Source organism: Vampirovibrio sp., assembly GCF_041737375.1.
GTDB lineage: Bacteria > Cyanobacteriota > Vampirovibrionia > Vampirovibrionales > Vampirovibrionaceae > Vampirovibrio.
Genome location: NZ_JBGSRV010000001.1, coordinates 18810 through 32546 on the forward strand (window position 1 = coordinate 18810; position 13737 = coordinate 32546).

A 13737-nucleotide genomic window follows, 5' to 3' on the forward strand; every position below is an offset into this window, starting at 1 on the left:
ACCAATTAAAAACACAAGGCTTGATTATGGCTACAACGAATTCAATCCATGAAAACAACATTCACATTCATCACCAGGTAGAGGACATTCAGATTGTTCTGGAGCCTCAGGATACCCCGGAAACCTTTATCATTGTTGACCAGAAAACCAATGTACAGTTAGGGCGACTCCAGCAGGGCCCCCAATCCCCGCATAGCATTGAGTTATTCTCGGGCAAAGGGGGCTTGATGGCTATCATCAGCTCTCCGTTAGGCATTAAGTATTTTGCGCTGCAAGGCTCCAAAATTAAGGTGGGCCATACAACGTTAGAGCTGTTTGGCAGCCAGCTGAGCGCTAACCAGAACCGTGAAGAAAGCCATGTCAGCCCCATCACGCCTCAAACCCATAGCCATCAGGCCACCATTCTCGGTGCTGGGCTGGCAACTCGCTTTGAGCGGATTTCGGGAGACACCACAAACTACTCCAAACCCGCCGTACCCTTAACGGGTAATAAAAGCGTTATTGAATGCATTGCAAACAGTTTGGCGGTTCACGGTTTTAATAAGATTATTGTCAACACCTATTTCAAGCCAGAGTCTCTGAAGGCCAGCCTTTCCAGATGTGAAAATGCTCAGGTTTCTTATATTGATGAGGCTGAACCCTCTGGCACAGCGGGCGGGCTTCGTAAAATGCTGATGGATGCCCCATTCAAGCCTCTGTTGAACCCTATGGAGCCATTATTAGTGGTACAGGGCGACTCGGTCAGCGATGCCAATTTTAGCGAGCTGATGGAAGCGCACATCACCCACCAGGCACTGCTTACCATTGGCTGCCAGCTGGTGGCGGAAAAAGATGTAGACAAATTTGGCATTATTGTTACCGACCAGTCTGGCCCTGATGGACAGTCGGGAAAAATTGTGGCGTTTCAGGAAAAGCCAAAACAGGAAGAAGCCTTATCCCGTTTAGGGAATACCGGCTTTTATATTTTCTCTCCCAAAGCGCTGTCTCTCATTCCAGATATTTATAGCGACTTGCTGAAAACCGCTCAGGAAAAAGCTCGCAAAGACAACGCCCCGCTGCCTGATGAGATTTCTATTGATTTCGCCAGCGATCTATTCCCGGTGCTTTTAAAGTTAAGCCAGCAGCAACCGGGCTTAGGCCCTGTCTGGGCGCAAACGGTTCAAGGTTACTGGAATGATATCGGTAATCCGGCTCAATACATTGAAACCCTTCATGATTTATATGCGGGAAAAACAACGCTCCCTCTACCCACCAATCGGGATGAGTATTACCGTGATGGCATCATCTACTGGGAAGGCGCCGCAAAAATTGCGGATCAAGAGTCCGCCCAATTATCAGGCAATATCGTTGTAGCACGACCCTTTCAAACGGAGAATGCCTCATGATTCTGGTAACAGGTGGCGCTGGCTACATTGGGAGCCATACCGTCAAAGAACTCATGAAATCCGGCTATGAAGTGGTGGTTCTAGACAATTTAAGCCAAGGCCATCCAGAAGCCGTTCTCACCCCGCACTTTGAACAAGTGGATCTTAATGACAAAGAAGCCATCAGAGAAGTATTCAAAAAATATCCCATTAAATCCGTAATCCACTTTGCGGCATTTTCTTTGGTGGGAGAGTCCAATGTTTTTCCGCATAAATATTTTAACAATAATACCAAAAACACCCTGCAGCTTTTAGATATCATGGTGGAATCGGGTGTTTTGAATTTTGTATTTTCTTCGACTTGCTCTATCTATGGCAATCCAGAATATACCCCCCTGGATGAAAAGCACCCCAGTCAACCGATTAATGCCTACGCTGAATCCAAGCGAATGGTTGAAAACATTCTGGAGTACTATGACAAGGCCTACGCCTTAAAGTCTGTGCGGCTTCGCTATTTTAACGCTTGTGGGGCGGATCTGGATGGGCAAATTGGGGAAAGCCATGATCCAGAAACCCACCTCATACCCTTGGCTTTAAAAGTGGCCAAAGGCGAGAAGCCTCATTTAAGTATTTTTGGCACCGATTATCCAACCCCAGATGGAACCTGTATTCGGGATTATATTCACGTAACCGATCTGGCAGATGCTCATATCAAAGCGCTTGAATATCTGCAAGCCGGTTCTGGAGAGAGCATTACACTGAATCTGGGCACAGGAACCGGTTATTCCGTTAAAGAAATCATTGAAACCTGTAGAGAAATAACAGGTCATCCTATTCCCACCGTGGAAATAGCCCGAAGAGCGGGAGATCCCTCTGTATTGGTGGCCCAATCCCAATTGGTGAAAGAGAAGCTAAACTGGATTCCTCAATTTAGCAGCTTAAAAACAATCATACAGTCTGCCTGGCAGTGGGAGACAAACAAGCGTTTTTAAGTGAATCGCCGTTGGTGAAGTTCTGCTTGCTTGAATCATAAAGGCCAATACTTTCAAATTGAGTGAGCAAAACATTCGCTTTACCCAAACGCCCAAAAGCCAGCTGGTTTTTGGGCGTTTGGCTTCAAACATTGACAAGTCAGGCCTTATATTTAACCATTAGGTTAATTAACCGAATGGCATATCAACCATGTCCAGTGATCCCCTGAGTATTACTTTTGCCGCTTTGGCCGACCCCACCCGTCGGGCAATTTTGGCACGACTGGCGATTGGAGAAGCCTCGGTGAAAGAGCTGTCCGAGCCGTTTAATATCAGCGCTCCCGCAGTGACCAAGCACTTGAAGGTGCTGCAAAAAGCCGGACTCATTACTCGGGCCAGACAGGCTCAATGGCGCCCTTGCCGTCTGAATGCGGGCCCACTGAAGGAGGCGGTATCCTGGATGGATCAGTACCAGCAGTTCTGGAACGACCGCCTGGATCGGCTGGAAGCCTACTTGAGTGAAGTGCAACCGGAGTAAACCTCAGCGGGCCTTGCAACATGGCCCATTTTGCTTGCGGGCAGCACTGCCTGCCAAAGGGATTCATACCAGCCGCAGTAAAAAGAAAGACAGCTTTATGATCGTGACCGCAGATCAACTTCAGTTAACCAGGCATTTTCGAGCCAGTCGGGCCAAAGTGTTTGAGGCCTGGACCTCACTTGAAATGCTCAAAAAATGGTTTGCAGGCGATGCAGGGCTGGATCGGGTCGTGGCTTTGGAAGCAGATATTCGTCCCGGCGGCACCTTTCGGGTGACCATGAATTGCAGCGGTGGCATTCACATTGCATGCGGAACGTATCAGGAAATTACGCCAATCGATCGCTTATCATTTACGCATCAGTGGGAAACCCGTGAGCGGGTAGAAACCCTGGTGACCCTTGAGTTTACAGACAAGGATGGCGGTACTGAACTGGTGTTGACCCAAACCGGATTTAGCGATCCCCAAGAGGCCAAAGGCCACTCGGTGGGTTGGACCAATGCGCTGGATAATCTGGAGCAACTGATTTCTATTTAATTTCCCCAATTGAATTCACTATTTATGATGTTATTTAATGGAGCAGACAATGACAAAATTAACTTTTTCTAAAAAATCTATGGTGTTAATGGGCGCCACACTTTCTTTGATGGTTTTTCCCGCCATCAAATCCTGGGCAGGCGAAACGCATGATTTCCCCAAACCAACCCCGGAACACCAGTGGCTGCAAAAGTTTGTGGGTGAATGGGAATCGGAAACCGAGGCCTTCATAGATCCCACGCAGCCTCCGGTACATGCCAAAGGAACTGAAAGTATTCAGTCTTTGGGCGGTTTTTGGACCACATCAGAAATCAACAGCACCATGATGGACGCGCCGTTCAAAGGCTTAATGACGCTAGGCTTTGATACCGAAAAACAGAAATACGTTGGTACCTGGGTGGATTCCATGACCGGTCAACTTTGGAAATACGAAGGAACGGTAGCCCCTGGTAGCGACACTTTAACGCTGGAAAGCGAAGGCACTTGCCCCATGAACCCCGGTAAATTAATGAAATTTCGGGAAGTGATTGAATTGAAGGACAAGGACCACAAAGTGTTTACATCCTCCATGTTGGGTGACGATGGCAAATGGATGCCCTTGATGACCAGCAAGGCCCATCGCAAGCACTAGACCTTTATAAAAATCAACGAAACAACCCGGAGCGATCCGGGTTGTTTTTTAATGGCTGGAAGGGAGCTGTGTATCGCACGGGGTGGGGTTAGACAATCCAGCCCTGAGATATTATTCAACTAAAAATCAGGCCTGCCTATTCTTGATGAATCCATAGCCCTGTAGGTGACTTTATCTTTAAACACGGGTCATACAAAACCCTATTCGGCTGCATTTACAGCATTCCTGATGGCATCGATAAAAGGTTGGCGCTGTAATTCGTCCTGGGGGTTAAGTGCCGATAACAACGATTGAAGGACGGCGACTTTCAACGGCCGATGGTTCAGCCTAAGCGTTTCTTCAATCAGTTGAGCACTGTGGGTACCATTCAGCCGTTCCAGTCCACTCTTAAATCCAGTGAGGGCAAGAGCTTTGAAATCTTCATCTTCGATATGACCAATGGCCTGGATGAGTTGAGTGCGCTGAGTATCATTCAAGACTTCCAGCCCTTTGCAAAGCCCCCTAATAGCAACGGCTTTAGCCCTTCCATGCTGGATATTGCACATGGCATCAATGAGCTGTTGCCGCTGAGCATGCTCTAGAACTGATAGCCCTTGACCCAGTCCCACAATAGCGGTGGCTTTACTATAGTCCCCCATCATATTAAAGGTCGCGTCAATGAGCTGTTGCCGCTGAGCATGCTCCAGAACTGGTAGCCCTTGACCCAATCCCACAATAGCGATGGCTTTACTATAGTCCCCCATCATATTAAGGGTCGCGTCAATGAGCTGTTGCCGCTGAGCATGCTCCAGAACTGGTAGCCCTTGACCCAGTCCCTTCAGGGCGATGGCTTTAGACGCTTCACTTTCTATATTCAGCACGGCTTGAATGAGTAGCGTACGCTGATTGTTATCCAGGGCTTTCAACCCATAGCCGACTCCCTTAAGGGCGATGGCTTTAGTTTCTTCATTTCGCATCGCCATCGAGGTGTTGAGGAGCTGATTCCGCTGGTCATTATCCAGAGCAGACAGCCCTTCCCCAAAACCTTGAATGGCAATGGCTTGATTCTTTTGACCACGAAGCCTGAATATTGCATCCATGAGGTGCTGGCGTTGTGGTGCAGTTAGGACATGAAGTTGTTTACCAAATCCCGCAACAGCTTTGGCTTTATATTTATCACGGAGCCCCTGGCTGATTTCATCCACCAGTGCTTGGTGTTGTCCGTTATCCAAAACGGGTAGCTGTTTGGCCAGGTTATGGATGGCAGTTGCTTTTTGCACCCCATTCAGCCTGAAGAAGGTGTGGTTAATCAGTTCCTGACGTTTCGCTGGGGGCATAAAGCGTAATTGGAGGCGTTGGATATGCTCTTCGGGGGGTGCAAAGCTTCTATATTTTTGGGCTTGGTCATTCACCTGATCTCTTAGCCTTGCGTAATCGTTGCCTGGGAGAGAATCCATGACTCTTTTAAAGGTTTCATTCAGTCGCAAGGCTTGCAGGGCTATAAAGTCCTGATAACGATCCTTTGACTTCACTTTTTCAGTAATCAAGCCCAGCGTACCCTCCGGCAAATCCAGCAGTGTCAAAGGCCTTCTTTCCTCTAGCGGTTCAGGGGCCGGAGCCGACGGCTCAGAGGGAACAACGCTGCCAGTCAGAGAGGCTTGGCGGCTGTGCGCAGGTTTGGCATAACATTGACCAGAAAAATGAGGACGGCTTACTTGCATCCGAAAAATCCTTCAGTCCGTTGGAGGGCTTTTATAAAGAATGGCCTATAAAAGCGGGTACCCCTACTCTAAAACAACCCGAAAAGGAAATTGCTTTCCATAACGCCCTTCAAACGTTACCACAAACAGCAACCCTACCAGCAAAGGAGCTCGGCCACTGTGTTGCCGCCGCCTTGAACAAACGCTGTGCAATTCAGCTAACATTACCGTTCATCGTTTTTCCACAATCGCACCCGCTTGAATCAGGATGGGAGCTGAGGAATTTGCCTGAGTTGTAACGATTGAAGCAGCCAGCGTTACATAAGCAGTATCAAGGAGGCCAGTGTGTAACGATATTGTTGTAATAGGTATATTTCTCTGGAATACTATTTCTTTAAAGGTGAAAATATAATTCCTGTCAGCTTTTAAAGCCCGACAGGATTTTTTGCTTTTCGAGCCTGTGATAGTCCTGAAATAACAGGCATAAAAGGCGCTTAAACGTTTAAAGCCATTAAAATCACAGCTCCCCACTTCATTCGTTTTTTGAACCAAACCATACACTCTGCAAGTGTCAATTACCCTCAAGAAAGTAGATCAATGACCATTAAAACAACTGTTAAAGCAGGCAACAAAACCCTGTTTGTTGATGATTTTGAGTATATCCCTGAAATTGGCGTCAGTTTCGCCTCTCACGGCAAGCAGTATGTGGTTGCCGAAGTGAATAAAGTGGACGAAAACACAGCCACCATTCAGGTTCGCGCAGCATCGGCACAGGGTATCCGGGGACAGAACAATGACCGGCCCTCTACAGGAAGAAAAAAATAGACTTTATAACACCTCAATTATCTTTCAACCGGTTTGGAAACTGTTTCCAGATGAGTCACCCGGACAAAGTATCATGTTTAACGTTAGGGGCTAACGTTGGGATCTAACGTTGAGGTAAGTCGATCCACAGCTTTTTACCGGAGCGCTTATCTCCCAAGCCCTCAACGGTGCCCGGTCCGTACCACCCATTTTTTGGGATGGCTGGACGATAGAGCCGCTGAGGATGTTCAAACACCCAGTGCTGAACATCCAGGCCCTGAAAGCCAGCTCTTTCCTCCAGCTTGAGGCACAACCTGAATTTGGGTGCTGATACGCTCCTTAAGGGCTGACACATGGGAAATGATACCAATCAGCTTGCCATCCTGTTGCAAGCTTGCCAGCGTTTCCAGGGCCGTATTGAGGGCCTCCTCGTCCAGCGTACCGAAACCTTCATCCAGGAACAGGGAATCCACCCGCACATTTTTGCTGGCCATATGAGACAAGCCCAGTGCCAGCGAAAGGCTGACGATAAAACTTTCACCACCAGAAAGATTTTTGGTGGATCGAACCTCACCCGCTTGATAGTTATCCATCACGTTCAGCTCCAAAGGCTGGGCATGATCCCGAACCAGCAGGTAGCGATCAGTCATTTTTTGAAGTTGCTGATTGGCATGACCAATCATCATGGAGAACGTCAGCCCCTGAGCAAAGTTTCGGTATTTCTTTCCGTCCGCCGAGCCGATCAACGCATGTAGCGTCTCCCATCGATGACATTCTGTTTTGTGAGCCTCTATGGTCGTTTGCCTGTCAATTATCTGCGCTTTGGCAATCGCATTTTCATTCAGCATGTGTTGATGGCTGACCATGGCTTCCCGCAGTTGCCGCAAGTCTTCTTCATGCTTTTTGCGTTCTGGTTCTATTTGCTCAAGGGTTTTGTCAGTAACCTTCTGGATTGTTTTTGTGGTCAATCGTGTTTCTTGATCTTTTTGCCTGGCAGCAAGCGCTGTTTGGCCATCGTCCAGCTCCCTGGCTTTTGCGGACAGCGTGTTCATTTTTTCGGTGGTTAGTTTTGCGTTCAAAAATTGTCGTTCATCCGAAAAGCCTGCCGATTGAAGCCCTGTGGTAAATTCGGTTTCCAACCGCTTTAGCTCTGGCTCTCTTTGACTAATTTGCTTTTTCAGAGATTCAACTCGAGCCTTTGCCATATTGAGTTGAGTTTGCAGTTCGTTATACAGGGTTCTGGCTTCCTGCTCGGCTTTTTCGGCAAGGGCAACAGATTGCCTCACCAGAAGCGCTTCCGTATCAGGGTTTTTATCACCAAATAATGCGTTTCGCTCATCATTTGCCGTGACGTATTCGGCCTTAAGAGCTTCCAGGCTTTTTTGTTTTTCGGCCAGCGCAGTGCTTTGCGTTTCGATGACCGCATCCAGCCGCTTCAGCTCGCTATCGAGATCGGAAATCTCATTCTCGATTTCAGTCTTTTTTTTAATTTGGTCTTGCCACGCATTGAGACGTTCCCGAAGTGATTCAATGAGTGATGAAATATCGGAATCGAGAATTTCTATAATGCCAAGTGGCTGAAGTTTTTCAGATACAGCCTGCTTCAGTTCGATAAAATGAATGAAGAGCGCTGCCAAATCATCCTTCAACCCCGCACAATCTTTCTCGGCGGCCATTTGCTCATGAACTGCGGCCGTTTCAAGTTTTTCACTATCCGCCAAATTTTGACGTGCCGCAACTTCAGCCACTTCCAGTTTTTTAATGGCGACTTCCAGATCCTCAGCCTTGCTGATGAGTACCGCCAGCGCCTCAATCCGCTTTTCAGCTTCATCGGAAACAGGAATGTTCCCTTCCGCAAAAGGGTGCTTTGCCGAACCACACAGCGGACAAGGGTTGCCATCTTCCAGTTTAGCCCGGTGGTCTTCAAGTTCTGCTATCTTTGCAAGAAAGGCTAATTCACGAAGCAGCGTATCCTTTTCTGCACGGTATTCACGCAGCAGAAGGCCTCCTAGTAATTGAACCAACCTCGCTTTTTCTTGTTGAAGATTTTTTGTGGCGCTCTCCAGTTCCTGCTTTCTTGTGCCACACTGTGTCCGGCACGCCTCAAGAAATCTTGAGGCGTGCCCCAGAGACGCAACGGCTCTCTCTTGCTCCGCCTCTTTTTGAGTAATCTCGGTTTGCCGGGATAACAGGCTTTCCAGTTGTGCTTCCACACCGGCGAGCCCACCGATCAGCCATTCATCCTGTCCATGCGCTTTAAGATATTCATTGGCACAATCCAGATTTTTTTCAGCCTGGGTACGCCTTTCCAGCTCTATCAATCTGATCTGCTTGTCAGTATCCATCTTTTCTGAAGCTTTTTTATAACTCTCTTCGCTTTCCAAAACCGCTTTTTTCTTCTCCGCAAGCGTTTGGTCGAGGGAGCGTATTTTCTGGATCAGTGGCGCAGTGGCTTCCAGATCCTCTTTCGCTTTGAGAGTTTTCTGTTCCGCCGCATCCGATAATGCAGCCTGATCCTTAGCGGAGGAGGCCAGCTCAGGAAGAGTCTCTTCCTCCATTGTCAGGGCCGTATGATCCGCCTGCTGTTGTTTTCGGACGGCTGTGAGTGTGGCGTAGGCCCCATCCAGTGCTGCGGCCTTCAGTGCCTGATCCAGTGTGTCTCGCTGGGGTTTAAACGCATCGATATCACGCTGCAGTATAATCATTTGCTCTGAGAGATTGCTAATTTCTTTTTTCAATTCATCAATGCTGGTCAGCCAGGTCATGGCTTTCGCCATTTCCGATAACTTAGCGTTAAGCACGGCTTCTTCGGTTTTCTTTACCTCAAGTTCCAGCTGAATCTCGTGCTCCCGCTCTAACTCCAGAACCACTATGCCTGAGGTTTCGGCAAGAAGCAGGTTTAGCTTATCCCGTTCTTCACGCTGGCGCTCATGAACACGGATGGAAATCTTACTGTAAATCGCCGTGCCTGTTATCTGCTCCAGGATTGGAGCCCGCTCATCTGGAGCGGCCTGAAGGAACGCGGCAAAGCCCCCTTGGGCCAATAGCATAGAACGTGTGAAACGATCAAAATCCAGGCCGGTCGCCGCTTCAATCTGTTCTGCCACCCCCCTGATTTTGGTTTCAAAAATCTGACCTGAATCCGTGTTGGAAATCTCATGTTTTGGTGCCTGAAGTTCGCCATCCGCCTTTTTACGGGCCTTGCGCTGGCTCCAATGGCAGCGAAAACGTCCTTCTTGCGTCTCGAATGAAACTTCGGCAAAGCATTCACCGGTCTGGCGGGACATAATTTCATTGCCGCTTTTAGTAATTTTATTAAGGCGAGGCGTTCGACCATAGAGAGCAAGGCAAATGGCATCCAGAATCGTCGTTTTTCCAGCACCCGTTGGGCCAGTGATAGCGAAAATGCCATCAGAGAGGAAGGCCGGGTGTGTCAGATCAATTTCCCATTCGCCGATCAGGGAGTTCAGATTCTTGAATCGCACCTGTAGTATTCTCATCGACAGCCTCTCCTTACTCCGCTTGCGGATCATCTTCATAAAGAGAGGAGAGCGCTTCCTGATAGGCGCCTAACAATAAAAGCCGTTGCTCCTCGGGTACCTCATTGGCGGTAAGACATCGTTCGAACACATCATTTACATTCAAATCGTCCAGCGTTTCCTTTTCATTGGTTTGCCCAAGTGCCCGGTCGATTATGCGGTTATTCTTCACTCGCAAAATTTCCACCTGAGTGCCAGCAACCGCTGCTTCCAGTCGCTCCCGCAGATCTCCCATAACGTCATCACCTTCGTAAATCACCTCTATCCAGATCCGGGAACTGGTCGCCGACAGTTCAAGAATACTGTTAGAAATACTGTTCCAGCATCCTTTAACCCGCTCAAGCTTCTGAAACACTGGCACATCAATGAGTTGAACAGAGGCTATGGTGTCCAGAAATTCAACCTGACAAACACTCTTTTGCTGTTTTGCTTCACCAAACCCCATGGCCAGAGGGGAGCCACTGTAGCGTATAGTATCGTAACCATTCACCTTTTGCGGCACATGAAGATGCCCCAGCGCAAGGTAGTTAAAGCAGGCCGGAAAGATTCCGGCTGTCACCTGTGCCAACGAACCTATATAGAGGTCCCGCACCCCATCACCATCGACCGTTTGTCCACCAGCTGCATAAAGGTGTCCCGTAGCGACAATAGGAATATCCATCCCTAGTGCCGTGCGCTTCTGTTCGGCCAGGGTAGCAACAGCGGCGTAATGATTTCGAATGCCTTCGATCAGCTTTTTATCTTTATCTTCAATGCTTTCACCGGCTTCCGCCACCCGAAGGTCCTTATCCCGAAGATAGGGAACCGCGCAAACAATCAATTCCGGCTTATCCTGATCACTCCGTAGCACGAACACTTGATCTTTCACGGCTTCCGACACACTACCAATTACATGCACATCCAGTGCTTTAAGCAGCCCTTTGGGGGCATTCAGGAACGAAGGGGAATCGTGGTTGCCAGCCACAATCACAACGTGACGACAGGATGAAGAGGCCACCCGGCATAAGAACTGGTAATAAAGTTCCTGAGCCCGGTTGCTTGGAGCGCATGTATCAAAGATATCGCCCGCCACCAGCAGAGCGGCAATTTCATTGTGCTGAATGGTATCGACCAGCCAGTTCAAAAAGGCCTCGAACTCCGCATAGCGCTTTCGACCATATAGGGTTCGGCCAATGTGCCAGTCAGAAGTATGCAATATTTTCATATGACTATACAGCCACCGCAAGCACGGAGCGATTTATATATTCCTCTCGCCAATTTTTCAATGATGGTCATGCCCCCATTGGCTTGCTCATGCAAAATAATGGGTTTTAAATTCAATTTTTCAAGAAAGCGCGCAACTGATTCTCGGGTAGCTTCATCATGGCCATGTACAATAAAGATTTCCCTTGAAGAGGGAAGGCTGGGGAGGGCATCATGGACAAAGTTTTCATGATTAACCAGTCTTTCTTGCAAAAGTTCTAATCTTTCAATGATTGACTCTAAGAGCGTGATACAGCGCTGAAGCCTTTGTTTATAATTGTTAACCGTGTTCCCTGTAAAACGGACAGAAACACGGTTAGCCATTCTATATGTCCCAACCAAATCCTCACTGTTATCAACAATAGAACCAATGAGCGCTTCTGTAAATTCTCCCCATTTAAATTTATTGGCTTGCGCTTTGTTTAATTCAGCTGAACTGTTAATTTTTTGATTGTATAGCTCTTTCCCGCGTAAAAGCTGTTCTTCTAACTTCTGCTTTGCCTCACGTTTAGGGATCAGTAAAATGGGCTTTAATTTAGGAGGAGTGGATTCTTTTGTCACCATTGGCAGCGTTCTCATTTGATTGGCACAATAAGCATAAACCCCAACCGTATCTTAAATCAAGCATCAGCAGCCCATTTAAATTGCTTTGATATTTTATTCAATGCTAATAGGGTGATTTACGGCCCTCTTCCACGGAGAGTTGTCCAAGAGTGCGCCAGAAACGCAAATTGATCCAATCCCTAAAAACTAAAATGCCTGCCACTCTTGATTATCGAGCGCAGGCATGTTGGTACCCTTTGCTGGACAGCTTTACTTGAACTTCCATACGGATTAGAAGCTGAGTTAAAGACTGCTATGCTTCATCAATAGCTGATTTTTTTGGCTTAGCGGTTAAATTCTTTTGAGACTGACTCGCTTTGTTCAGTTCCAAGCGTTTTGTCGCATCAAAAACCTGCTTTTTAAAGAGAAGGATCATTTTATCAAGCGTTCTGGCATCAAAATCTCCAGAACGCATTAATTCTCGTTCTGATTCAGCGGCTTCTACCAAGCGTTCTAGCTGGTCTTTAATCATGGTCTTTATACGTGGATAAGTAAAACCAATGACTTTGCTAAAGTTCTTCCAATGCTCAGCCCTAATATTAGAGATTTGGTGTTCCCCTCCAATTTCCATGGCCATGCTTTTGGTAAGACCTGAATACGCTTGGGTGCACAAGATGTCATAGAAAGGCGCTAAAATGATGCCTCCATTTGCTTTGTACAAAAGAGAGAAATTTTTTCCATGAGCATCTGTATTCCCTACAAGATAGTTAAAGATAGCTATTTCAGCTAAGCGGATTCTGGCCTTTGCAGGCTGAGATGTTTGCTTTAAAAGCTCAAAACATTGCTGAAATCCCGGCCCACCTTCTTTTTGATATTTATAAGTTGTAGTGATACCTAAGGCTTGGCAAAAATCTTCTTGATGAATACGCCTGAGCTTATCCCCGACCCGCTCTCTATCGTACCGTTCAATGAGTAGATAAGGGACACCGTTAGCCCGTCTCATTTCAACATTAGGAACATCAAAACCAAGCTTTTGAGCAATTCGTAAACAGAAATACTCATTTTGAACCGTATTCTTTAAAAGATGAATTTCAGGCTTTAAGATGTGAGTTGTTGGACAGCCATCCTTAGGAAGCGCTACTTCATTTTCAAGAAGACATACCGCCGCTTTATCCTGCACTCCTGCCAAAGACAAACGGAGGCCATCCAGACCAAGGAAAAGAGGTTTTGTCGGCAAATCTTTGATATGTACCGCTAACTCCTTTTCATCTAATATTCTACCGCTCAAAGGCAATAAATCGGTTGCACTTTCTGGCTCTGCCACCTCATGCAGGGAGACAGCTCCCGCACAATCTTGGCCAATGACCTTTAACAAGCTGAAAGTGTTTTTTGAGTTAATCCCAAAACGCTTACCAATTGCTAACCTTGCAGACTCACCTTCGGGTAAAAGCCCTCCAAAGTAAGCTTCACAAACCTCTTGTGAATAAGGTTCTTCCTTGACGGGCATACTAAGTGTCAGCGTGCTTGTTACTCCTGGAGCATACTGAAAGCCCATTTTTCCATTTTCGTCTTGATGCAATAGCCCGATGTGCTTGCCATATAAGCGAACTGATAGCGCTCTATTCGCCATGAGATGCCTCATTGAGGTTCGGAGGTTCTTGAGCTGTTAACTTGATGCCAAGCATGTTAGCAACCATGAGCGCTTTTTCAATCTCACAGGTAGGCTTGCCTTTTTCCAGATCAACAATAAAACGCAATCCCACGCCGCATGCCCCTGCAAGCTCTGATTGCGTCAGTTTTTGGGCATTCCGAACCTTCTTGATCAAAGCCCCAAAGTCATTTGCAGATTCTATACTCATTTGATCCATTAAAGATAATTGGAAACTCTATA

At 47.3% G+C, this 13737-nt stretch carries 12 protein-coding genes; 6 read left to right on the forward strand and 6 right to left on the reverse strand.

The features are described from left to right. Positions 1-26 precede the first annotated feature (26 nt). The 5 genes from ACEW81_RS00090 (at position 27) to ACEW81_RS00110 (ending at position 4039) form a co-directional block, all read left to right on the forward strand. Positions 27-1385, forward strand: coding sequence for a nucleotidyltransferase family protein (locus tag ACEW81_RS00090; RefSeq protein WP_373530922.1), 1359 nt, complete (start codon positions 27-29; stop codon positions 1383-1385). After that, positions 1382-2356 carry a UDP-glucose 4-epimerase GalE gene (galE, locus tag ACEW81_RS00095; protein ID WP_373530923.1) on the forward strand — a complete coding sequence of 325 codons (975 nt, stop codon included), beginning with the start codon at positions 1382-1384 and terminating at the stop codon, positions 2354-2356. Before ACEW81_RS00090 ends, galE begins: the two co-directional genes overlap by 4 nt. Positions 2357-2546: 190 nt before the next feature. Beyond that, on the forward strand, positions 2547-2873 hold the full coding sequence (locus tag ACEW81_RS00100) for an ArsR/SmtB family transcription factor (protein WP_373530924.1): 327 nt from the start codon (positions 2547-2549) through the stop codon (positions 2871-2873). Then, positions 2854-3408: an SRPBCC family protein gene (locus ACEW81_RS00105; RefSeq protein ID WP_373530925.1), complete on the forward strand. Its 555-nt coding sequence runs from the start codon at positions 2854-2856 to the stop codon at positions 3406-3408. The genes ACEW81_RS00100 and ACEW81_RS00105 overlap by 20 nt, the downstream gene beginning before the upstream one ends. A 49-nt stretch (positions 3409-3457) precedes the next feature. Further along, a complete protein-coding gene (locus ACEW81_RS00110) occupies positions 3458-4039 on the forward strand; it encodes a DUF1579 domain-containing protein (RefSeq protein ID WP_373530926.1) in 582 nt (193 codons plus the stop codon). Positions 4040-4239: 200 nt separating this feature from the next. Here the strand turns inward: ACEW81_RS00110 and ACEW81_RS00115 are convergent, their stop codons facing one another. Then, the gene (locus ACEW81_RS00115) at positions 4240-5565 is read right to left on the reverse strand and encodes a hypothetical protein (RefSeq protein ID WP_373530927.1); all 1326 of its coding nucleotides are present in this window, start codon (positions 5563-5565) and stop codon (positions 4240-4242) included. 750 nt (positions 5566-6315) lie between these two features. Here ACEW81_RS00115 and ACEW81_RS00120 point away from each other — a divergent pair. Next, positions 6316-6543, forward strand: coding sequence for a hypothetical protein (locus tag ACEW81_RS00120; RefSeq protein ID WP_373530928.1), 228 nt, complete (start codon positions 6316-6318; stop codon positions 6541-6543). A 227-nt stretch (positions 6544-6770) separates the two neighbouring features. Here the strand turns inward: ACEW81_RS00120 and ACEW81_RS00125 are convergent, their stop codons facing one another. The 5 genes from ACEW81_RS00125 to ACEW81_RS00145 form a co-directional block, all read right to left on the reverse strand. Continuing rightward, complete coding sequence (locus tag ACEW81_RS00125) at positions 6771-10022, reverse strand: AAA family ATPase (protein WP_373530929.1); 3252 nt, start codon at positions 10020-10022, stop codon at positions 6771-6773. 13 nt (positions 10023-10035) lie between these two features. Next, positions 10036-11265, reverse strand: coding sequence for an exonuclease SbcCD subunit D C-terminal domain-containing protein (locus ACEW81_RS00130; RefSeq protein WP_373530930.1), 1230 nt, complete (start codon positions 11263-11265; stop codon positions 10036-10038). Next, positions 11262-11867, reverse strand: coding sequence for a TIR domain-containing protein (locus ACEW81_RS00135; protein ID WP_373530931.1), 606 nt, complete (start codon positions 11865-11867; stop codon positions 11262-11264). Before ACEW81_RS00135 ends, ACEW81_RS00130 begins: the two co-directional genes overlap by 4 nt. A 292-nt stretch (positions 11868-12159) precedes the next feature. After that, positions 12160-13476, reverse strand: coding sequence for a type II toxin-antitoxin system HipA family toxin (locus ACEW81_RS00140; RefSeq protein WP_373530932.1), 1317 nt, complete (start codon positions 13474-13476; stop codon positions 12160-12162). Continuing rightward, entirely contained in the window at positions 13466-13705 is a 240-nt protein-coding gene (locus ACEW81_RS00145; RefSeq protein ID WP_373530933.1) for a helix-turn-helix transcriptional regulator, read from the reverse strand. The genes ACEW81_RS00140 and ACEW81_RS00145 overlap by 11 nt, the downstream gene beginning before the upstream one ends. Positions 13706-13737: the final 32 nt, after the last annotated feature.

Bases quoted from the DNA above. Each gene is read 5' to 3' on its own strand.
- ACEW81_RS00090 (WP_373530922.1), top strand. From the start codon at position 27: ATGGCTACAACGAATTCAATCCATGAAAACAACATTCACATTCATCAC.
- galE (WP_373530923.1), top strand. From the start codon at position 1,382: ATGATTCTGGTAACAGGTGGCGCTGGCTACATTGGGAGCCATACCGTC.
- ACEW81_RS00100 (WP_373530924.1), top strand. From the start codon at position 2,547: ATGTCCAGTGATCCCCTGAGTATTACTTTTGCCGCTTTGGCCGACCCC.
- ACEW81_RS00110 (WP_373530926.1), top strand. From the start codon at position 3,458: ATGACAAAATTAACTTTTTCTAAAAAATCTATGGTGTTAATGGGCGCC.
- ACEW81_RS00120 (WP_373530928.1), top strand. From the start codon at position 6,316: ATGACCATTAAAACAACTGTTAAAGCAGGCAACAAAACCCTGTTTGTT.
- ACEW81_RS00125 (WP_373530929.1), bottom strand. From the start codon at position 10,022: ATGAGAATACTACAGGTGCGATTCAAGAATCTGAACTCCCTGATCGGC.
- ACEW81_RS00130 (WP_373530930.1), bottom strand. From the start codon at position 11,265: ATGAAAATATTGCATACTTCTGACTGGCACATTGGCCGAACCCTATAT.
- ACEW81_RS00135 (WP_373530931.1), bottom strand. From the start codon at position 11,867: ATGGTGACAAAAGAATCCACTCCTCCTAAATTAAAGCCCATTTTACTG.
- ACEW81_RS00140 (WP_373530932.1), bottom strand. From the start codon at position 13,476: ATGGCGAATAGAGCGCTATCAGTTCGCTTATATGGCAAGCACATCGGG.
- ACEW81_RS00145 (WP_373530933.1), bottom strand. From the start codon at position 13,705: ATGAGTATAGAATCTGCAAATGACTTTGGGGCTTTGATCAAGAAGGTT.